The sequence below is a fragment of the Bradyrhizobium sp. USDA 4541 genome (genome assembly GCF_024171085.1).
Taxonomy (GTDB): Bacteria; Pseudomonadota; Alphaproteobacteria; order Rhizobiales; family Xanthobacteraceae; genus Bradyrhizobium; species Bradyrhizobium australafricanum.
Window position 1 is genome coordinate 5,154,331 of record NZ_JALJZF010000001.1, and the last position, 19,948, is coordinate 5,174,278.

Annotated in this window: 21 protein-coding genes; 14 read left to right on the plus strand and 7 right to left on the minus strand. The window is 64.2% G+C overall.

Features of this window, described 5'->3' with window-relative positions:
- Nucleotides 1-62: 62 nt before the first annotated feature.
- Nucleotides 63-1,067, plus strand: a complete 1,005-nt coding sequence (locus tag J2R80_RS24285; RefSeq protein WP_253639528.1) for a transglycosylase SLT domain-containing protein — start codon at nucleotides 63-65, stop codon at nucleotides 1,065-1,067.
- A gap of 162 nt (nucleotides 1,068-1,229) precedes the next feature.
- Nucleotides 1,230-2,411, plus strand: coding sequence for a DUF2336 domain-containing protein (locus J2R80_RS24290; protein ID WP_253639529.1), 1,182 nt, complete (start codon nucleotides 1,230-1,232; stop codon nucleotides 2,409-2,411).
- Nucleotides 2,412-2,479: 68 nt separating this feature from the next.
- Here the strand turns inward: J2R80_RS24290 and J2R80_RS24295 are convergent, their stop codons facing one another.
- The 3 genes from J2R80_RS24295 to J2R80_RS24305 all read right to left on the minus strand — a co-directional run bounded on the left by J2R80_RS24295 (nucleotide 2,480) and on the right by J2R80_RS24305 (nucleotide 4,498).
- The gene (locus tag J2R80_RS24295) at nucleotides 2,480-3,058 is read right to left on the minus strand and encodes an Hpt domain-containing protein (protein WP_016843908.1); all 579 of its coding nucleotides are present in this window, start codon (nucleotides 3,056-3,058) and stop codon (nucleotides 2,480-2,482) included.
- A 9-nt stretch (nucleotides 3,059-3,067) separates the two neighbouring features.
- A complete protein-coding gene (locus J2R80_RS24300) occupies nucleotides 3,068-3,613 on the minus strand; it encodes a response regulator (protein WP_028336173.1) in 546 nt (181 codons plus the stop codon).
- A gap of 105 nt (nucleotides 3,614-3,718) precedes the next feature.
- Nucleotides 3,719-4,498: an NAD kinase gene (locus J2R80_RS24305; RefSeq protein ID WP_253639530.1), complete on the minus strand. Its 780-nt coding sequence runs from the start codon at nucleotides 4,496-4,498 to the stop codon at nucleotides 3,719-3,721.
- Nucleotides 4,499-4,661: 163 nt separating this feature from the next.
- On the opposite strand from J2R80_RS24305, the gene J2R80_RS24310 reads away from it, so the two are divergent.
- Nucleotides 4,662-6,278, plus strand: coding sequence for a S10 family peptidase (locus tag J2R80_RS24310; RefSeq protein WP_057019655.1), 1,617 nt, complete (start codon nucleotides 4,662-4,664; stop codon nucleotides 6,276-6,278).
- A gap of 276 nt (nucleotides 6,279-6,554) precedes the next feature.
- On the opposite strand, the gene J2R80_RS24315 is transcribed toward J2R80_RS24310, so the two are convergent.
- A complete protein-coding gene (locus J2R80_RS24315; protein ID WP_026192934.1) occupies nucleotides 6,555-7,451 on the minus strand; it encodes a DUF2189 domain-containing protein in 897 nt (298 codons plus the stop codon).
- 546 nt (nucleotides 7,452-7,997) lie between these two features.
- On the opposite strand from J2R80_RS24315, the gene J2R80_RS24320 reads away from it, so the two are divergent.
- The 8 genes from J2R80_RS24320 (at nucleotide 7,998) to J2R80_RS24355 (ending at nucleotide 14,795) form a co-directional block, all read left to right on the plus strand.
- A complete protein-coding gene (locus tag J2R80_RS24320) occupies nucleotides 7,998-8,831 on the plus strand; it encodes a cytochrome c oxidase subunit II (protein ID WP_076831602.1) in 834 nt (277 codons plus the stop codon).
- Nucleotides 8,832-8,914: 83 nt separating this feature from the next.
- A complete protein-coding gene (gene ctaD / locus J2R80_RS24325) occupies nucleotides 8,915-10,690 on the plus strand; it encodes a cytochrome c oxidase subunit I (protein ID WP_057019653.1) in 1,776 nt (591 codons plus the stop codon).
- A complete protein-coding gene (locus J2R80_RS24330) occupies nucleotides 10,687-11,391 on the plus strand; it encodes a cytochrome c oxidase subunit 3 (protein ID WP_253639531.1) in 705 nt (234 codons plus the stop codon). The genes ctaD and J2R80_RS24330 overlap by 4 nt, the downstream gene beginning before the upstream one ends.
- A gap of 14 nt (nucleotides 11,392-11,405) precedes the next feature.
- Entirely contained in the window at nucleotides 11,406-12,128 is a 723-nt protein-coding gene (locus J2R80_RS24335; protein WP_057019651.1) for a heme-copper oxidase subunit III family protein, read from the plus strand.
- 8 nt (nucleotides 12,129-12,136) lie between these two features.
- Nucleotides 12,137-12,544 carry a cytochrome C oxidase subunit IV family protein gene (locus J2R80_RS24340; RefSeq protein WP_141343301.1) on the plus strand — a complete coding sequence of 136 codons (408 nt, stop codon included), beginning with the start codon at nucleotides 12,137-12,139 and terminating at the stop codon, nucleotides 12,542-12,544.
- 140 nt (nucleotides 12,545-12,684) lie between these two features.
- Nucleotides 12,685-13,593, plus strand: coding sequence for a heme o synthase (locus tag J2R80_RS24345; RefSeq protein ID WP_253639532.1), 909 nt, complete (start codon nucleotides 12,685-12,687; stop codon nucleotides 13,591-13,593).
- A 449-nt stretch (nucleotides 13,594-14,042) separates the two neighbouring features.
- Nucleotides 14,043-14,207, plus strand: a complete 165-nt coding sequence (locus J2R80_RS24350) for a hypothetical protein (protein ID WP_168856726.1) — start codon at nucleotides 14,043-14,045, stop codon at nucleotides 14,205-14,207.
- Between the two features lie 150 nt (nucleotides 14,208-14,357).
- Nucleotides 14,358-14,795 (plus strand): DUF5658 family protein, encoded by a 438-nt coding sequence (locus J2R80_RS24355; RefSeq protein WP_057019648.1) that lies wholly within the window; start codon nucleotides 14,358-14,360, stop codon nucleotides 14,793-14,795.
- 78 nt (nucleotides 14,796-14,873) lie between these two features.
- Here J2R80_RS24355 and J2R80_RS24360 read toward each other — a convergent pair whose 3' ends face one another.
- The 3 genes from J2R80_RS24360 to J2R80_RS24370 form a co-directional block, all read right to left on the minus strand.
- Complete coding sequence (locus J2R80_RS24360; RefSeq protein WP_253639533.1) at nucleotides 14,874-15,380, minus strand: hypothetical protein; 507 nt, start codon at nucleotides 15,378-15,380, stop codon at nucleotides 14,874-14,876.
- 24 nt (nucleotides 15,381-15,404) lie between these two features.
- Nucleotides 15,405-15,614 (minus strand): hypothetical protein, encoded by a 210-nt coding sequence (locus tag J2R80_RS24365; protein ID WP_253639534.1) that lies wholly within the window; start codon nucleotides 15,612-15,614, stop codon nucleotides 15,405-15,407.
- A 134-nt stretch (nucleotides 15,615-15,748) separates the two neighbouring features.
- A complete protein-coding gene (locus J2R80_RS24370; RefSeq protein WP_092082252.1) occupies nucleotides 15,749-16,630 on the minus strand; it encodes a LysR substrate-binding domain-containing protein in 882 nt (293 codons plus the stop codon).
- A gap of 181 nt (nucleotides 16,631-16,811) precedes the next feature.
- On the opposite strand from J2R80_RS24370, the gene J2R80_RS24375 reads away from it, so the two are divergent.
- From J2R80_RS24375 to J2R80_RS24385, 3 genes are all read left to right on the plus strand, one after another.
- Nucleotides 16,812-17,273: a (2Fe-2S)-binding protein gene (locus tag J2R80_RS24375; protein WP_057019645.1), complete on the plus strand. Its 462-nt coding sequence runs from the start codon at nucleotides 16,812-16,814 to the stop codon at nucleotides 17,271-17,273.
- Nucleotides 17,274-17,276: 3 nt separating this feature from the next.
- Complete coding sequence (locus J2R80_RS24380; RefSeq protein WP_253639535.1) at nucleotides 17,277-19,454, plus strand: xanthine dehydrogenase family protein molybdopterin-binding subunit; 2,178 nt, start codon at nucleotides 17,277-17,279, stop codon at nucleotides 19,452-19,454.
- A gap of 87 nt (nucleotides 19,455-19,541) precedes the next feature.
- Complete coding sequence (locus J2R80_RS24385) at nucleotides 19,542-19,943, plus strand: hypothetical protein (RefSeq protein ID WP_253639536.1); 402 nt, start codon at nucleotides 19,542-19,544, stop codon at nucleotides 19,941-19,943.
- The last annotated feature ends 5 nt before the right edge of the window (nucleotides 19,944-19,948 follow it).

Below are 19,948 nucleotides of genomic sequence, written 5' to 3' on the forward strand. Positions count from 1 at the left end.
ATTACGGCACCTTGACGGGACATGGGTGCCGATTGCCGGCGCCCGGCAAGGCACCCGGACAGATGGCGGTCGACCTCTTCAATGCGACGGCTTCGGCAGGTGTCGATTCCTCGCGCCTGAAGGTGGCGAGCTCGATCAAGCAGGCGGCCGCGACCACCGGCACGAGCTTCGAATATCTGCTCACCACCGCGAAGATGGAATCCAATTTCAATCCGCGGGCCGGCGCCACGACCTCGTCGGCGCATGGACTTTATCAATTCATCGACCAAACCTGGCTCGGCACCGTCAAGGAGGCCGGAAGCCAGCTCGGCTATGGCCAGTACGCCGACGCCATCACCAGGAATTCCGACGGCAGCTATTCGGTCAGCGATCCCTCGGCGCGCGCCGCGGTTATGAAGCTGCGCGACGATCCGGACGCGGCGTCCTCGATGGCGGCGGTGCTGACGCAGTCCAACAGCTTCAAGCTTACCGGCAAGCTCGGCCGCCGTCCGACCGATGCCGAACTCTACATGGCCCACTTCATGGGCGTCGGCGGCGCCGGCAAGTTGATCTCGAGTGCCGAGGACAGCGCGAGCGCCAATGCGGCCACGATGTTTCCGAAGGCGGCGGCCGCCAACCAGTCGATCTTCTACGACAAGTCGGGCAGCGCGCGCAGCGTCAGCCAGGTCTATTCGGTGCTGACCACGCGCTACGCCGCGGCCGCGAACTCCAAGGATACACGCACCGCCTTCGCCGCGGCGGGCGGCGACACCATGTCGCCTTACGCGGTCGCAGGCGCGGCGCCCACACAAGCGCTGACCATGGACACCGCGTCCTATCTCTCGACCTTCCCCCACTCCCGGTCGGCGACGCCCGTCGCTGCGACCTCGGCCGTCGCATCGGCGCAGCCGGCGCCGACCTTCCGCTCGCTCTACCAGGCCGGCGACCGCTCGGAGCCGATCTCGCCGGCGGTGCAGGAGCTGTGGGGCAATTCCTCCTCGCTGACGTCATCGGCGGCGCCGAAGGTCCGCGCGCCCGGGCGGCTTGACCTGTTCAGCGATCCGAGCGGCACCTACAGCAACGGCTAGCGCTGCCCTGCTGCGCGCGCGAAGCTGCACGCCGTTGCCGTCTTAACGAAACGTCAATAATCCCAAACGTTTATGGTGAACCCTTTATTAAGCGTCATGGTTTATTTTTCCTTGCGTGGCGTCGTATGTCGATGCCGTTTCGTTGCGTAAGCCGGAAGGACCATGATCGTTCGGCAGTTTATTAGTTGGATTAGGACCGCTCCAGCAGGTGAGCGAGCAGAGGCGACACGGGCGTTGGCCCGGGCCTGGCTCATCTCGGATCTCACCGAGGACGACCGCATCGCAGCCGAAGGCGCGCTGCTGATGCTGCTCGACGACCCGTCGCCGCTGGTGCGGCAGGCGATGGCCGAGGTGTTCGCGCGCAGCGCGGACGCGCCCGCCGCGATCGTGCAGGCGCTGTCGGCCGACCAGCCAGCGATCGCGCTGCTGGTGCTGGAACATTCACCGCTTCTGATCGATGCCGACCTCGTCGACATCGTCGCCACCGGTTCCGACGAGATGCAGTGCGCGATCGCGCGCCGCATCAATCTGCCGGCCTCCGTCGCCGCCGCGATTGCCGAGGTCGGCTCGGCCGCGGCCGCGCTCGAGCTGATCGAAAATCCTTACGCCGGCCTCGCGCCGTTCTCCTGGGATCGCATCGTCGAACGCCACGGCCATCTCGCCGCCATCAGGGAATCGATGCTGCAGCTGGAAGACCTGCCGTCGGCGACGCAGCTGGCGCTGGTCGCAAAGCTCTCCGACACGCTGGCGCAGTTCGTCGTCACGCGAAACTGGCTCGGTGCCGATCGCGCCGACCGGATTGCCGGCGAGGCCAGGGAACGCTCCACGGTGAACATCGCCGCGCGCGCCTTCGGCGACGACATGCAGAACCTGATCACGCATCTGCGCGCCACCGGGCAATTGACCGCCGGGTTGATCCTGCGCGCGCTGCTGTCGGGCAATCTCGATCTGTTCGGGGCGGCGCTCGCTGAACTCTCCGGACTGCCCTATGGCCGCGTCTCCGCGTTGTTGAACGACCGCGGCGGCAACGGCCTGCAGGCGCTGCTGCGCCGCGCCGGCTTGCCGGAATCCACCTACGCCGCGTTCCGCGTCGCGCTCGAGGCCAGCCACGAGGTCGGCTATGTCGACAGCGGTGACGGCGCGGCGCGGCTGCATCGCCGCATGGTGGAGCGGGTGCTGACGCATTGCGAGACCGATCATTCGGCGGCCGAGCCGCTCCTGATCCTGCTGCGCCGCTTTGCGACCGAATCGGCCCGCGAGGACGCACGGATGTTCTGCGAGGAGCTCGCCGCGGAAGACGCCATCGCGGTGCTGCCCTACGACGACGATCTCATCGCGGCCTGAGGGCCGCGCTTCCTTCCCATCGATGGATGCTTGAGTGGGCTGCGCAACGCGAGCAGCCGGCCGCGCGGCTATTCGCCGGGCACGATGCTCGGCGCGAGGATCGCCTCGAGGTGTTCGGGACGGTCGCGGTTGGCGTGGGTCAGGAATTCATCGGCGATGCCGCGGAGCTGCTTGCTCAGCACTCCGGCGACGACCGCGGTGTCGAGCTTGGTGCGGTTGCGCACGATCGCCTGCACGGCGTTGATGTGGTGGGCGATCAGCTGCGGCGGCACGGCGCCGAGATCCGGCGCGTGCTCGATGATGCGGCACAGGCTCTCCGCGGCTGCGGCGGCCGACGGATAGCCGAATGTCGCGGCATCGCCCTTGATGTCATGCGCGGCGCGGAACAGCTCCTCGCGCGTCTTGTCGCTGAAGCCCTCGCGCAGCACGGTGGCGTGCGCGGCGGAGAGGCGGTCGGCCTCGATCGTCATCCACTCCTTGAACTCGCCCGACAGCCCGGCGAGCGCCTTTTCGGCGCGGCCGACCGGATCGTCGAGATCGCTCTCGGGGACGCGCAGCAGCATCTTGCGCAGCGGATTGGGCTGCGTGATCACGTGGTGCGTGCCGAAACTCTTGACTTCGATCGTCCCGGGTTTGTCTTTCGCCATGGCGGTATCCTAGATGGCCGAGCGCGCCTTTTCGAGCAGCGATGGCTGTTGCAGCACCTCGACCTCGCCGCTGCCGCGGCGTTCGGGGCCGATATAGGTGTTGGTGGTGTTGCGGCGGCGGTCGGGGCCGAAATAGGTCTTGGTCTTGATGAACGGGCGCGGGTTGGCGACCACGTTCATGATGCGCTGGTAGAGGCCCTTGGCCGAGATCGGCTTGGCCAAGAATTCGGTGACGCCGGCATCGCGCGCCACCGTGACGCGACGCTTCTCGGAATGCCCGGTCAGCATGATGATCGGCGCGTAGGGATTACCCTTGGATTCCGGCTGCCGGATCATCTGCGCAAGTTCGAGCCCGTCGAAGATCGGCATCGACCAGTCGGTGATGACGATGTCGGGCACGTAGTGCGTGTACATCTCGAGCGCGGTGGCGCCGTCCTCGGCCTCATACACCTCGCGCGCGCCGAACGAATGCAAAAGCGTCCGCAGGATGCGGCGCATGTGCGGATTGTCGTCGCAAATCAAAAATCGCAGCTTGTTGAAATCGATGCGATACATGGTCCGGCCCTGATAGGGCATACCGGGCCAATGCGGTATTACCCGACGTTAACCATATCCCGCCCGGGGTTAATGATTGGTTGCCGGGCAAGGAGGCAGACGCCGTCAGTAGCCGAACTGCTCGCGCAGGATGCGTTCTTCCAGCGAGTGGCCGGGGTCGAACAGCATCCGCATCGCGATCGTCTTGTCGGACAGCACCTCGACCCGGCGGACGTCGCGGACCTCGTCATGGTCGGCGACCGCGGCGACCGGGCGCTTCTCGCCCTCGATCACCTCGATCACCACGAAGGCGGAATTCGGCAGCAGCGCGCCGCGCCAGCGCCGCGGCCGGAACGCGCTGATCGGGGTCAGCGCCAACAGCGCCGCGTTGATCGGCAGGATCGGCCCCTGGGCGGAGAGGTTGTAGGCGGTCGATCCGGCCGGCGTCGCCACCAGGATGCCGTCGGCCATCAGCTCGGGCATCCGCTCGTGCTCGTCGATCAGGATGCGCAGCTTGGCGACCTGGTAGGTCTGCCGGAACAGCGCCACCTCGTTGATGGCGTGATGCAGATGCACGGCGCCGTGGATGTCGGTCGCGCGCATCAGCAGCGGATTGATCAGCGACTCCCGCGCGGCGGCAAGCCGGGTGCGCAGATCATGCGTCGAATATTCGTTCATCAGGAACCCGACGGTGCCGCGGTGCATGCCGTAGATCGGCTTGCCGCTGCGCATGTTGGCGTGCAGCGTCTGCAGCATCAAACCGTCGCCGCCGAGCGCGACCACGACGTCGGCATCCGCGGGTAGATGGTTGCCGTACATTGCCGTCAGCTGCTCGAGCGCCGACTGCGCTTCCACGCTCGCGCTGGCGACGAAGGCGATCTTGTCATACCGCTTGGAGCTGGCCATTCGCTCACGAACTCGTTTGGCACGGAACACGCCGCGCTCGTCTATACATCCCGGGCGGCCTTGTCGAGATGGTCCGGGAACGGACCGCATGCCAGGCCGGCGCCGCCAAACTAGCGCAGTTTGTTGCTGGATTGCGTAAATCGGGGCGCAGGGAGTGAACGATATGGCTAACAGTCTTGCGACACGGCTCGCCGCGGCGTTGCTGGTGGCCTGTCTTGCGACCGTGGCGCGAGCCGACGATGACGTCCCGCAGCCATCGCCGTCGCCGAGCGCGCAGGCCCCAAGCGGCCAGAACCCAAGCGGCCAGAGCCCAGGTGGCCAGAACCCGAGCGGCCAGAAGGGGCGGGCAGGACGCGGCGGCGAGGCCGGCTCCGGCGCCAACGCTGCGGCCAGCGGCTCGACCGCCGAGCAGCACCGCCTGCCGCCGGACTCCACGACCAAGCAATCGGTCGCGCTGCCTTCCCGCACGCTGAACTTCAGCGCGACCGCGGGCTCGATCCGCGTGTTCGACGACAAGGGCGAGCCGCTCGCCGACATCGCCTATACATCCTACCAACTCGACGGTGCCGAGAAGGCGAATCGGCCGGTAACCTTCCTGTTCAACGGCGGTCCGGGCTCCGCGTCGGCCTGGCTGCAATTGGGCAATGTCGGGCCGTGGCGGCTGCCGTTCGACGGCGCGGTGTCCTCGGCCGCGCCCGAGCTGCAGGCCAATGCCGATACCTGGCTCGATTTCACCGATCTCGTCTTCATCGACCCTGTCGGCACCGGCTACAGCCGCTTTGTCACCACCTCGGAGGAGGCGCGCAAGCGCTTCTTCACCGTCGACGGCGACGCCAATTCGGTCGCGCTGGTGATCCGCCGCTGGCTGGAGAAATACGACCGGCTGACCTCGCCGAAATATCTCGTCGGCGAAAGCTATGGCGGCATTCGCGGGCCCAAGGTGGTGCGCAATCTGCAAATGCAGCAGGGCGTCGGCGTCCGTGGCCTGGTGCTGATCTCGCCGGTGCTCGATTTCCGCGAATATACCGGCTCCAGCCTCCTGCAATATGTCGCAAGCCTGCCGACCATGGCGGCGGTCGCGCGACAGGCAAAGGGCCCGGTGACGCGTGAGGATCTCGCCGACGTCGAGAGCTACGCGCGCGGCGATTTCCTGCTCGACCTCGTCAAGGGGCAGGCCGACACCGAGGCCACCACGCGGCTCGCCGACAAGGTCGCTAGCCTGACCGGCATCGATCAGGTGGTGAGCCGCAGGCTCGCCGGCCGTTTCGACATCGGCGAATTCCGCCGCGAGTTCGATCGCAAGAACGGCAAGGTGACCGGCCGCTACGACGCCTCCATCGAGGGCTTCGATCCTTATCCGGATTCCAGCTATTTCCGTTTCAACGATCCGTCCGGCGATCCGCTGATGGCGCCCTTGACCAGCGCCGCCGTCGACCTCACCACGCGCAAGCTGAACTGGCGGCCGGACGGCTCCTATCATCTGCTCAGCGAAAGCGTGAACAAGGCCTGGGAGTTCGGTCACGGCATCAGTCCGGCGGAGTCGGTGACGCAGCTTCGCCAGGCGCTGGCGCTCGACCCCAACCTGAAACTCCTGGTCGGCCACGGCCTGTTCGATCTCGCCACGCCGTACTTCGCCTCGAAGATCATCCTCGATCAGTTGCCGGCCTTCGCGGGCCCGGGCCGCACCAGGCTCGCGGTCTATCCCGGCGGCCACATGTTCTACTCCCGCGACGGCTCGCGCCAGGCGTTCCGCAAGGAGGTCGAGGCGCTGATGAGGTAAGGGGATGTGGCGGTGTGGATTGCGCCGTCGCTGCAAATACGGTCGTCGTCCTGGCGAAGCCAGGACCTATAACCACCAAATTCGATTGTGAACGGGATCGCGGCCCCGGCGTCGCGCAACAAATTCCGTTTGGGGTAATGGGTCCTGGCTTTCGCCAGGACGACATCGATAGTGTGACACGGCCGACATCCACCTTCGTCGTCCCGGCCCCCGTGCGCAATTGCGCACTAGGCCGGGACGACACTGAATTGCGCGACATGCTTCGCGCGAAAACGCTTAGCGCTCACGGCTCCACGGGAAGAGGGAGGCCGGGAAATCGGCCGCGTAGCGGTGACCGATCGGCGGGCGGGGCTCTTCTTGCGGAGGATTCCGGTCAGGCTCGACCACCTTCCTGTAAAGATGCCAGGTCGCATGACCAAGCACCGGCAGAACGACGCAGAGACCGACGAAGAATGGCAGTGAGCCCACCGCCAGCAATACCGCAACGATCAATCCCCACGCGGCCATCTCAATTGGATTCATCATCACGGCCCGTATCGAGGTGCGGATCGCATCGATCGCGGTCGCATGACGGTCGAGCATCAGTGGAAAGGAGACGACGCTGACGCATAGGGCAACCAAGGCGAAAAGGAAGCCGACGCCGCATCCGACGATGATGAGCGACCAGCCTTCGGGCGTCGTCAACACGCGCTTTGCGAAATCAGGGATGCTCGCAGCCGGCGCATAGCCGAACGTCATGATGTAGATCGCGTCCGCGGTGGCGATCCAGACCCCGAACAGAACGAACAGAAGAACGCCAAGTTCGAACATGGCGCCGAACGACGGCGCGCGCAGCACCTGCATTGCATCCCAGGCTCCTGGCTCCTCTCCGCGTTCGCGCCGTCGGCTCAGTTCGTAGAGGCCGAGGCCGGCGAAAGGACCGATCAGGGCGAAGCCGGCGGCGAGCGGAAACAGCAGCGGCAGCACCGAATAGCCAAGCACAAGTCTGAACAGGACAAGTCCGAGCACGGGATACATCACGCACAGGACGATTGCGTGGGTCGGGATGGCCTTGAAGTCTTCCCAGCCGAGGCGCAACGCGTCGCCCAGGTCGGAAAGGCTGATCTTGCGAACGACGAAGGCGGTAGAGACGCCAAACAATTGCAGCTTGGGTCGTGCGAACACCGTGGTCATGGTTCCGGTCTCCTTGCTTGTGGCCGCAGGGGAACGGAGCGCCATCAACACACGCACATCCGCCTCATGCGCGAAAATCGCGACTGAGTCCGGCAAATCAGATTCAACCAGAAGGAGCTTGCCGGACGACGCCTGTCGCAACCGGTCAAGTAAAACTAGTCCGATGCGCGGCAGAAGCAAGGTGGCGAATGCGGTCGGGAGAATTGTGCAGATGCACAAACGAGGTCTTGCGATGCACCATGCGATTGGGGAGGGCCGATCAGTGTTCGCGGCATCCAATGCATTCCCGCCAACACGCGCCGGACAGCGGCGGGCATTACTCCTCTATTGACGTCTGGCTCGATGGGTACCATGTTGATGCTTGACGCCCCCAGCTCCGATGAGGTTGCGGCCGTGACGTTGAGTTTTTGTCATGTCCCAGCATCGCGACCGGCAGAATGGGCGAGGCAAAAGCCACGGTGATGGTGAATGTGAGACCATCCCTCTGACGTGAGCTCCGCCCTTTCGTTCGTCTCCGCAGCCTTCAATGGCAAGGAGGAATGAGGGATGGCTGTAGCGATTTTACTGCTCCTGGTTGCCGTCGCCTCGGTGCTGTTCCACCTCTACAGCCCCTGGTGGTGGACCCCGATTGCCTCGAACTGGAGCTATATCGACCACACGATCAACCTGACATTCTGGATCACCGGAGCGGTGTTCTGCGCGGTGATCGTGTTCATGGCCTATTGCGTCCTGCGCTTTCACCACACCGAGGGACGGCGCGCCCACTACAATCCCGAGAACAAGAAGCTCGAATGGTGGCTCAGCATCGGCACCGCGATCGGCGTCGTCGCCATGCTGGCGCCGGGCCTCATCGTCTGGCACCAGTTCGTCACCGTTCCCGCCGACGCGACCGACGTCGAGGTCGTCGGACAACAGTGGATGTGGAGTTATCGGCTTCCGGGAAAGGACGGCCGGCTCGGCACGTCAGATGCGCGCCTGATCAGCTCCGACAATCCACTCGGGTTGAATCCCAATGATCCGAACGGGCAGGACGACATCGTCGTGCAAAACGAGGATCTGCATCTGCCGGTCGGGAAGCCGGTGAAGGTGCTGCTCCGCTCGATCGACGTCCTGCATGATTTCTACGTGCCCGAGTTCCGGGCGAAGATGGATATGATCCCTGGCTCGGTGACCTACTACTGGCTCACGCCGACCCGGACCGGAACCTTCGACGTCCTCTGCGCGGAGCTTTGCGGTGCCGCGCACGCACAGATGCGCAGCAAGGTCGTCGTGGAAGAAGAGAAGGAATATCACGCGTGGCTGGACAAGCAGCACACGTTCGCCGCCTTGTCCGGCCAGCGGAACGTCGCGAAGGCCGCGTACAAGACTGGCAGCGAATGAACATGCCGACGAGGATCGGCCGGATGTTCGGCCGGATATGAAGTGAACTCGTCGCTGAGCGGAAGACCAAGGAGGGTATTCCGATGGTCGATATCCCGTTTGATGAGGTCGCAGGCATCCCGCCCGCCGAAGTAGGTGAGGTCGAGCTGTATCATCCGCACAGCTGGTGGACGAGGTACGTCTTTTCGCAAGACGCCAAGGTGATCGCCGTCCAGTACTCGATCACGGCGATGTCGATCGGAATGGTTGCGCTGGTGCTGTCGTGGATGATGCGGCTGCAACTGGGGTTTCCCGGCACGTTCTCCTTTATCGATGCCAACCAGTACCTTCAGTTCATCACCATGCACGGCATGATCATGGTGATCTACCTGCTCACGGCGTTGTTCCTTGGCGGCTTCGGCAACTACCTCATCCCGCTGATGGTTGGCGCGCGGGACATGGTCTTCCCTTACGTGAACATGCTGAGCTATTGGGTCTACCTGCTCGCGGTGCTGGTGCTGGCCGCGACGTTCTTCGTGCCGGGCGGGCCGACCGGCGCCGGTTGGACGCTTTATCCACCCCAGGCGATTCTCTCCGGTACCCCCGGGCAGGACTGGGGCATCGTTCTCATGCTGGCCTCGCTGATCCTGTTCATCATCGGCTTCACGATGGGCGGGCTCAATTACGTGGTAACAGTATTGCAGGCCCGCACACGCGGCATGACCTTGATGCGCATGCCCTTGACGGTGTGGGGCATCTTCACCGCGACCGTGATGGCCCTGCTGGCGTTCCCGGCGCTGTTCGTGGCCTCGGTGATGCTGCTGCTGGACCGCCTCCTTGGAACCAGCTTCTTCATGCCGACACTGGTCGAGATGGGCCAGCTGACCAAGTATGGCGGCGGCAGCCCGATCCTGTTCCAGCATTTGTTCTGGTTCTTCGGCCACCCCGAAGTCTACATCGTCGCGCTGCCGGCGTTCGGCATCATCTCGGATCTGATCAGTACGCACGCGCGCAAGAACATCTTCGGCTATCGCATGATGGTCTGGGCGATCGTGGCGATCGGGGCGCTGAGCTTCGTCGTGTGGGCGCACCACATGTATGTCAGCGGCATGCACCCGTATTTCGGGTTCTTCTTCGCCACCACGACGCTCATCATCGCGGTCCCGACCGCGATCAAGGTCTACAACTGGGTGTTGACCCTTTGGCGCGGTGACATCCATCTAACCGTGCCGATGCTGTTTGCGCTCGGCTTCATCGTCACCTTCGTCAATGGCGGCCTGACCGGGCTGTTCCTCGGCAACGTTGTCGTCGACGTTCCACTGTCGGATACGATGTTCGTCGTCGCGCACTTCCACATGGTGATGGGGATTGCGCCGATCATGGCCGTGTTCGGCGGGATCTATCATTGGTATCCGAAGGTCACCGGGCGGATGCTCAATGACGCGCTCGGACGCTTCCACTTCTGGGTGACGTTCATCGGGGCCTATGCGGTGTTCTTCCCGATGCACTATCTCGGCCTGCTCGGGATGCCGCGCCGCTATCACGACATCGGCGAGACCTCGTTCGTCCCGGCCTCCGCCCATGACCTCAATGCGTTCATGAGCGTGGCGGCGCTGATTGTCGGCTTCGCTCAGCTCGTCTTCCTGTTCAATCTGGTCTGGAGCCTGTTCAAGGGAAAAGAGGCGGGCGGCAATCCCTGGGGTGCCACCTCGCTGGAATGGCAGACGCCGGAGACCCCGCCGGGGCACGGCAACTGGGGCAAGGAGCTCCCCGTCGTCTATCGCTGGGCCTACGATTACAGCGTGCCCGGTTCCGCGAGGGACTTCATCCCGCAGAATGAACCGCCGGCCAAGGTGCTGGCCCAGGGAGCCCATCCGTGAGTGCCATCGTCCTGTTCATTGCTACGATTGCAGCGATCACGGGATGGTGGCTCTCGCAGCAACGGCTGGCCGCCAAGCCGTGGCTGGAGCAGGGCATTGCGGTGGATCTTCGCGGCGATCTCGGCTCTTCGGTGCCGGCGGCGAAAATCGGCCTCGGTGTTTTTCTCGCGGTGGTCGGTTCGCTGTTCGCGCTCCTGATCAGCGCCTACTCGATGCGCACCACCATGGTGGACTGGCGCGAGTTGCCGCTGCCGAGGCTGGTGTGGTTCAACACCGGCGTCCTCGTCATCAGCAGCATGGCGCTGCAATGGGCGCTGATGGCCGCGCGCCGCGACGACCATGAGGGCCTGATCGCGGGCCTGTTGGTCGGCGGTGCATCGGCCGTGATGTTCCTGATCGGGCAGCTCGTGGTGTGGCAGCAGCTCAACATCGCCGGCTATGCCATGGCGTCGAATCCGGCCAATTCCTTCTTCTATCTGATCACCGCGCTCCACGGGCTGCACCTGACCGGCGGCCTGGTGGCGCTCGGCAGGGCGACCGTAAAACTGTGGCGTGGCGCGCCGATGACGCAGATGCGCCTGAGCGTCGAGCTTTGTACCATCTACTGGCATTTCCTGTTGTTGGTCTGGCTGGTCCTGCTCGGTCTGCTGACGGGCTGGACAGACAATTTCGTCGACATCTGTCGCCAGTTGCTCACCTAGCGAGGCAGGAAGCGATGACCGAAACCACACTCGCAACCCCCAAGGCGCTGCCCGGAACGATACCCGGATTGCGCGGCATCGCCGCCGACTGGGCCTCGGACCAGCGCGCGTTCAAGAACGTGTCCTGGGGGAAGGCCATGATGTGGATCTTCCTTCTGAGCGACACCTTCATCTTCAGCTGCTTCCTGCTGTCGTACATGACGGCGCGAATGTCGACGACCGTGCCGTGGCCCAACCCCAGCGAAGTATTCGCGCTCAATATCGGCGGTCAGCACATCCCGCTCATCCTGATCGCGATCATGACCTTCATCCTGATCAGCAGCAGCGGGACGATGGCGATGGCCGTCAACTTCGGTTACCGCCGGGATCGCGTCAAAACGGCAGCCTTGATGCTGGCCACCGCGGCATTTGGCGCGACGTTCGTCGGAATGCAGGCTTTCGAATGGACCAAGCTGATCATGGAGGGCGTGCGGCCCTGGGGCAACCCGTGGGGCGCACCGCAATTTGGCGCTTCCTTCTTCATGATCACCGGCTTCCACGGCACGCACGTGACCATCGGCGTGATCTTCCTGATCGCCATCGCGCGAAAGGTTTGGCGGGGAGACTTCGACGTCGAGCGGCGCGGCTTTTTCACGAGCCGCAAGGGCTATTACGAGATCGTCGAAATCATGGGCCTGTACTGGCATTTCGTCGATCTGGTCTGGGTGTTCATCTTTGCCTTCTTTTATCTCTGGTGAGGTCGCGCATGACAGAAGCAGCGGTACATGTGGAAGGGCAGGCAGCACAGCATACGCTACGCAGCTATGTGCATGGTGCGGTGGCATCGGGCGCCGCGCATGCAGAGGGCCAGCAGCACCCGATCAAGCTCTATCTCGTGGTCTGGGGATGGTTGTTCGTGCTCAGCACCTGCTCCTATCTCGTCGACTATTTTGGTATCCACGGCCACCTGCGATGGTCGCTGATCCTGCTGTTCATGGTGCTGAAGGCCGGCCTGATCGTCGCTGTGTTCATGCACATGGCCTGGGAGCGGTTGGCGTTGGCCTACGCCATCCTGTTGCCGCCGGTGCTGGTGCTGGTTTTTGTCGGGATCATGATGTTCGAATCCGACTATACGCATCTGCTTCGGGTGATGTTCTTCGCGTCAGCAAGCTAAGAAATGGACGGCCACGACCGCGTGGGTCATGCTGGACAAGGCAAAGCGTCCTGAAGGCGGAGGACTCGCCACATCGTCCGGAACCCTGCGAAGCAGGCCTTTGGCCGATGGCTTTTTCGAACCGACGAGGAATTAGTCTCGTGCAAATCAATCGTTCAATTCTTCGCCGGAGCTATGCCAACATCGGAGATTACGTCGCACTGACGAAACCGCGCGTGATGTCGCTGGTCGTCTTTACCGCACTGGTCGGTCTCATGGTCGCACCAGGCGGCATCGATCCCTTCACCGGTTTCGCTGCTCTTCTCTGCATAGCCGCGGGAGCTGGCGCCGCAGCTGCGCTCAATATGTGGTACGACGCCGACATCGATGCGGTGATGGCGCGTACCGCCATCCGTCCAATTCCCAGCGGCCGCGTATCGCGCCCGGAAGCATTGGCCTTCGGATTGATGCTCGGCACGTGCGCCGTCCTGGCCCTCGGCACCTTGCTGAACATGGCCGCTGCTGCGCTGCTTGCTTTCACTATCTTCTTCTACGTCGTCGTCTACACGATGTGGCTCAAACGCCGAACGCCGCAGAATATCGTCATTGGCGGTGCCGCCGGCGCGCTCCCTCCGGTGATTGGCTGGGCTGCGGTCACCGGATATGTCGGGCTCGAGCCGCTCATCCTGTTTCTGATCATCTTCCTTTGGACGCCACCCCACTTCTGGGCACTGTCGCTCAATCTTGCTGGAGAATATGCCCGTGCCGGTGTGCCGATGTTGCCGGTCGTGGCTGGCAAGACAGAAACAAAGCGCCAGATTCTTCTCTATTGCGTGCTTTTGGTTCCGATCTCACTGCTGCCTTGTGCGCTGGGGTTCGCGGGAGCCGTCTACGGCGCGGCCGCGGCGACGCTGGGAGCGATCATGATTTTTCTCGCATGGCAGTTGCGCCGGAGCGACGACAAGGAAAGGCGGCCTGCTCGTCGCTTGTTCGTGTTTTCGATGCTCTATCTGGTCCTGCTTTTTGGGGGGCTGCTGATGAATGCTGCACCCTACGCTCAGTCCCACTGACTGGACGCATTCGAATCGACAGCCGCTGGGCGTTGTTCGGAAAAATCGAATGTTGTTGCCGAGCGGGCTTGCGCTGCCGGGCAGCTCAGTGATTGAAGTTCGCAGGCACCCGCCAGGAACGGCCCTAGCGCTCGTCCCGCATATATGGACTTCGCTGGGAGACGAGTCTCAAGTCTTGGTCTGCCGACATCGTCTGGAGCCCGTGCATATGTGGCCCGCTCGCCGGGTTGCCCAACAGGATCCAGGCGATGGCGCCCGTGGCCAGCATTCCGCCGCAAATAACCAAAAGGTCCCGCCTCATCGCGCGTCCTCCGTATGCGGCCATTTCCAAGCATAAATCAGGCCAATCCATTTGGCCCGGGCAGGTGCGGCGCACGGGATAGCGTTGGACAAGTAGGACAGGCTCGCCCTAAGCTTCGGCCGTTGCAGCAACCAGGCGCGGTTCAAGAATGGACTGGTCCTACTATCTCGGGGGCACTGCCATTGTCCTGCTCCTTCTTGCCTATCGGCTGCATGGCGGGCTGTTTAGGAAGAATTCACGGCGGGACGAGAAACTAAATCGACTGATTGATGAACGCATCGGACGCTTGGACCTGAAGCGCCGCAACGATTGAACCGCCCTGAAGCGGCACCTCGAGGCCAACGCAACGCCACTCTCCGGAATTATCCTCACGGCGACGGCAGAGCTACCTTGGTCTCCCGAGATGACCATCTCGGCAGATGATGCTTTTTTGTGATTTGAAAAGAGATATTTGAGCAATCGAATGAAGGTCTGGGTCTATACCGACACAAGCAAGCCCGTTGGCGAGCCGGAGCATCTGAAGATTTTCGCGACCAATGATGCCGCGCAGTCGTGGTTCAAGCGAAACGTCCCGGGGGGCGCCGCATTTGCTTACGAGATTATTCTGGGGCCACGTTACCTCGCCAAGACGCTCCTCGTGCTGTCCGTCCTGCTTCTTGGCATCGCCGATCTCTACACCACCAACACGATCCTGAATCTCGGCCTCGGCGAGTTGAACCCGTTCATGCATGTCGCTCAGACATGGCTCGGCCCCTGGTGGCTTATTCCGAAGCTCGGTCTGACCTATTTCATGATGTGGCTGCTTTGGCGCAGCAACAACCCCTACAATATCGCGATCGTAGCGGCGTTTTGCTCCACGCCCGTACTCAATAATCTTCTGATCATCGCAAGCACGAAGTAGCGAGGAACACCAGTGGTGCCTCCGCCAGGGCAGGCGCGAGACATCGCTGGCTTCATATCGGTTCGCTCGCTACGGCGATTACTGGCAGTAGTCCCAGAATCCTTGCGTGCGGGACGGATCGGTATAGTACCAGCACATGCCGGGCGCCGGCGCGGCACCGGCCCATGCCGCGGCCGTTGCCGCCGTCACGACCCCGATGGCAGCGCCGGCTGCGATTGCGCCGCCCCTTGGCCAGTAATACCGGCCCGGACGCGCCCATCCGCCGCCTCCCACCACCGTCCGGCCGCGAACCGCGACGTTGCCGCGGGGCCCGACGACGGCGGTGCGGCCGCGATAGGCGCCACCGCGCGGCCCAACGGCTGCGCCACCACGGTGAACGACGGCACCGCCGCGGGGACCGACCGCTGCGCCGCCACGGCGGCCGGCCGCGCGGACTGCAACGACGTCGGATGATTGCGCGACGTGATTACCGATCGGCATCGCGCCGAGCAGTACTGCGGACGCCGATTCAAGCGGTATTGCCGCAATGATCGAGGCGGTGAGGATGGACGCTGCAAGCATCGTAGTACGCTTCAAGTCAAGCATCAGTGTATCTCCTGCTAAATTCGGCTACGTCCACCGGTCGATCCGGTGGGCGCGGCGCTGTGCTCCGTCGATCAGCCCGCTGTACTCGATGCCGTCCGAGTTCGAAAAGACGAGACTGCCCGAGAGATGACCGCTGGACATCTGGGTCGCGTCAAGGCCCGCGCCGCGAACGGCGTCGCTCGGATCTTCAATTCTCGAAATGGGAAGGCGCGTCCAAACCTCGGCAGGCAGCATGTCGCGCCTCACTTGAACGGAAGCCGCCCGGCATCGGCGCGACGGCCTCATTGCACGTTCTCATCCTACGCGCTCCGTCGCGACGTCACAACCTTGGCCAGTCGCGTTGAGCGGTTTGGCCGCGGCGATCTGTCTCAGCCGTACGTCTCCACGATGAAGTCGATCAGCGCGCGCAGCTTCGGCGTCATCTTGCGATGCTTCGGCCACAGGATCTGGCGCGCGCGGCTCTGCGTCGTGTAGTTCGGCAGCAGGACCTGCAGCCGTCCCGCGGCGATATCGTCAGCCAGCAGCTCGTCGCGCATCAGCACGATGCCGGCGCCCGCCAGCGCCGCATAGCGGATGCCGAACGCGCTGTTGATGAAGAGGCGGCTCGCGACATCGACATGCACTTCGCCCTCCGGCCCCGAGAATGTCCATCGCTGCCCGTCCGACCAGCCGGGGTAGCGCAGGCATTCATGGCGGGCGAGATCGGCCGGATGGGTTGGCGTGCCGCGTTCGGCGAGATAGCTCGGCGCGGCGCACACCACGCCTGTATAGGGCGACAGCGAGCGCGACATCATGGTGGAGTCGGTCAGCGTGCCGACCCGGATCGCCGCATCCAGCCCTTCCTCGAGCAGATCGACCATCCTGTCGCTGAGGATGAGGTCGACCGAGACTTCCGGATATTTCTTCATGAAGCGCACCAGCGCGGGCGCCAGGCTGTACGACCCGAAGGCGACCGAGGTCGCGATGCGGAGCTTGCCGCGCGGCGCGCTCAGGGCTTCCTCGACCAGCGCATCGCCGGCCTCGGCCTGTTCAAGCAATTGCTTGCAGTGATCGAGATAGCTGCGGCCGAGCTCGGTGAGGCCCTGCCGCCGGGTCGACCGGTTGATCAATTGCGAGCCGAGCCGGTCCTCGAGAAATCGGATATGCTTGCCGATCATGGTCGGCGACATCCGCAGCTCCTTGGCCGCCGCGGTGAAGGAGCCGAGATCGGCGACGCGGGCGAACACGGACATGCTGGTCAGTCGATCCATGATTATAAACCAATGGTTATTTCATTGCGCATCAAGGCGCTACTTATGGGGTGCCGGAACTATATTTATTACCATAAGTAAGCAATCGGCGCGATGATGCGTCCGGTTGCTTCGAAATGCTGCCGATTTCGCCCGGAGGGACGCAATCCCGCCGGAGCCTGAACCAGACAGGAGTGTCACGATGCCCTTCCAGATCACGATCAATGGGACCAGTCATTCGGTCGATGCCGATGGCGACACGCCGCTGCTCTGGGTGCTGCGCGACGTGCTCGGCATGACCGGCACCAAGTTCGGCTGCGGCATGGCGCTGTGCGGCGCCTGCACGGTGCATCTCGACGACACGGCGGTGCGCTCCTGCATCACGACCATCGACAGCATCGGCGACTCCAGGATCACGACCATCGAGGCGGTCGGCATGACGCCGGCGGGCAAGAAGATCCAGGACGCCTGGCTCGCGCATGAGGTGCCGCAATGCGGTTACTGCCAGTCGGGGCAGATCATGTCGGCCTCCGCGCTGCTCGCGGGCAAGCCGAAGCCGACCGATGCCGATATCGATGAAGCGATGTCGGGCAATATCTGCCGCTGCGGCACCTATGTGCGCATTCGCGAAGCCATCAAGCAAGCCGCGCAGTCGGGAGGTTGAGCCATGACGCTGATCGACAATCTGTCTGAGCGCGCTGCCGACCTGTCGCGGCGCAATTTCCTCCGCGCCGGCGCGATCGCGGGCGGCGGTCTGCTGCTCAGCGTGAGCCTGCCGTTCGCGGGCCGCGAGAGCGAGGCGGCGGCCTCCGACGGCTTCGCGCCGAACGCCTTCGTCCGGATTGGCGGCGACGGCAAGGTCGTGTTGACCATGCCCTATGTCGAGATGGGGCAGGGCACCTACACCTCGATCCCGATGTTGATCGCCGAGGAGCTCGAGATCGGCCTGACGCAGGTCCGGCTCGAACACGCGCCGCCGAGCGACAAGCTCTACGCCAACCCGCTGCTCGGCGTGCAGGCCACCGGCAATTCGAACGCAATGCGCGGCGCCTGGCAGCCGATGCGGAAAGCCGGCGCCACCGCGAAGGCGATGCTGGTCGCGGCCGCGGCGAAACGCTGGAACGTCGAGCCGGGGACATGCCGCGCCGAGAACGGCGAGGTGCATCACGCGGCCTCCGGACGCAAGCTGGGTTACGGTGAACTCGCGACTGACGCGGCGCAGATGCCGGTGCCGGAGAATGTCACGCTGAAGAGCCCGTCCGAGTTCAAGCTGATCGGCACGCCGGCCAAGCGGCTCGATACACCCTCCAAGATCAACGGCACGGCGGTCTACGGCATCGACGCACGGCCGCCCGGGGTGAAGGTCGCGACGCTGGCGCAGTCGCCGGTGTTCGGCGGGCGGGTGAAGCGCGTCGATGATGCGGCGGCAAAAGCCGTCAAGGGCGTGCGCCAGATCGTGACGCTCGACGACGCCGTCGCGGTGGTGGCCGACCACATGGGGGCGGCGAAAAAGGGTCTGGCGGCGCTCACGATCGAGTGGGACGAGGGCCCTCACGCCAAGCTCGCCACATCGGACATCGCGCGCGAGCTCGAAGCCGCCACCACCAAGCCGGGCACGGTCGCGCAAAATATCGGCGACGCCGACAAGGCGATGGCGGGCGCGGCGACGAAAGTCGAGGCGACCTATCAACTGCCGTTCCTCGCCCATGCCACGATGGAGCCGATGAACTGCACCGTGCATGTGCGTTCCGACGGTTGCGAGATCTGGGTCGGCAGCCAGGCGCTCTCGCGTGCGCAGGCGGTGGCCGCGAAGGTGCTGAACATGCCACCGGAGAAGGTGGTGGTGCACAATCATCTGCTCGGCGGCGGCTTCGGCCGCAGGCTCGAGGTCGACGGTGTCATTCGCGCCGTGCAGATCGCCAAGCAGGTCGATACGCCGGTCAAGGTGGTGTGGACCCGCGAGGAGGACATCCAGCACGACATGTACCGGCCCTACTGGTGCGACCGGATTGCGGTCGGCCTCGATGCATCTGGCAAGCCGGTTGCCTGGAACAACCGCTTCGCCGGCTCGTCGGTGCTGGCGCGATGGGCGCCGCCGGCGTTCCGCAACGGGCTCGATCCCGACACGACCGAGGGCGCGATCGATCTCGTCTACGACATTCCGAACTTCCATGTCGAATATGTCCGGGTCGAACCACCGGGCATCCCGACGGCGTTCTGGCGCAGCGTCGGGCCCTCGCACAACGTGTTCGTCACCGAAAGCGTGATCGACGAGCTGGCGGCGGCGGCGAAGCAGGATCCGGTCGACTACCGCCGCGCGCTGCTCGGCAAATCGCCGCGCGCCAAGGCGGCGCTCGAGCTCGCGGCGGCCAAGGCAGGCTGGGGTGGCAAGCTGCCGGCCGGGCGCGGACGCGGCGTGTCGCTGCAATTCGTGTTCGGCAGCTACCTCGCGCAGGTCGCCGAGGTCGAGGTCGCCAAGGACGGCTCGGTCCGTGTCCACCGCGTCGTCTGTGCGATGGATTGCGGCACCGTGGTCAATCCCGACACGGTGCAGGCGCAGCTCCAGAGTGGCATCAATTTCGGCGTCACGGCGGCGCTCTACGGCGAGATCACGCTCAAGGACGGCCGCGTCGAGCAGAGCAATTTCGACAGCTACCAGATGCTGCGCATCGATCAGGCGCCGGCGATCGAGGTCCATATCGTGCCGAGCACTGAGCCGCCGGGCGGCATGGGCGAGACCGGAACCTCGGGCATCGTGCCGGCGATCAGCAACGCGATCTTCGCGGCGACCGGCAAGCGGCTGCGCAAGATGCCGGTCGATCCGGCGGTATTGAAGCAGACCTAGGGGCGAGTGAGAGCCTCCCCCGGGTGCTGGCGCGATCGTGAAGCCGGACGGATTTGCGCCGTGCACTGATCCGTGCGAGAAGCGGGCATGCATCTGAGGCGGCTCGCCAATCTCTGGATTCTGCTGCTCGTCGCGGCCGGGCTGTTGCTCGCGCCCGTGGCGCAGGCATTTGCCCGGATGATGCCGGATGCCTCGGCCGCTGCGATGCAGGCGATGCCGGACGATCACGCCATGTCTGGACAGGCGATGTCCGAGCAGGCGCTGGCCGACGACATGCCGTGCTGTCCGGACCAGGGCAAGAGCAAGGGCTGCGACGACTGTCCGTTCCTCGCGCTCTGCATGTTGAGCGTTTCGCTGCCGGTGCCCGCCGGCGCCATGTCGCTGATCGAGCGCGATCCGCTGCGCAGCCGGATCGCCGCCCATGACGACCGTCTGCTCGACGGCCTTGGCGCCAAACCTCCCGACCATCCGCCTCGAACCACCGTCTGACGGGC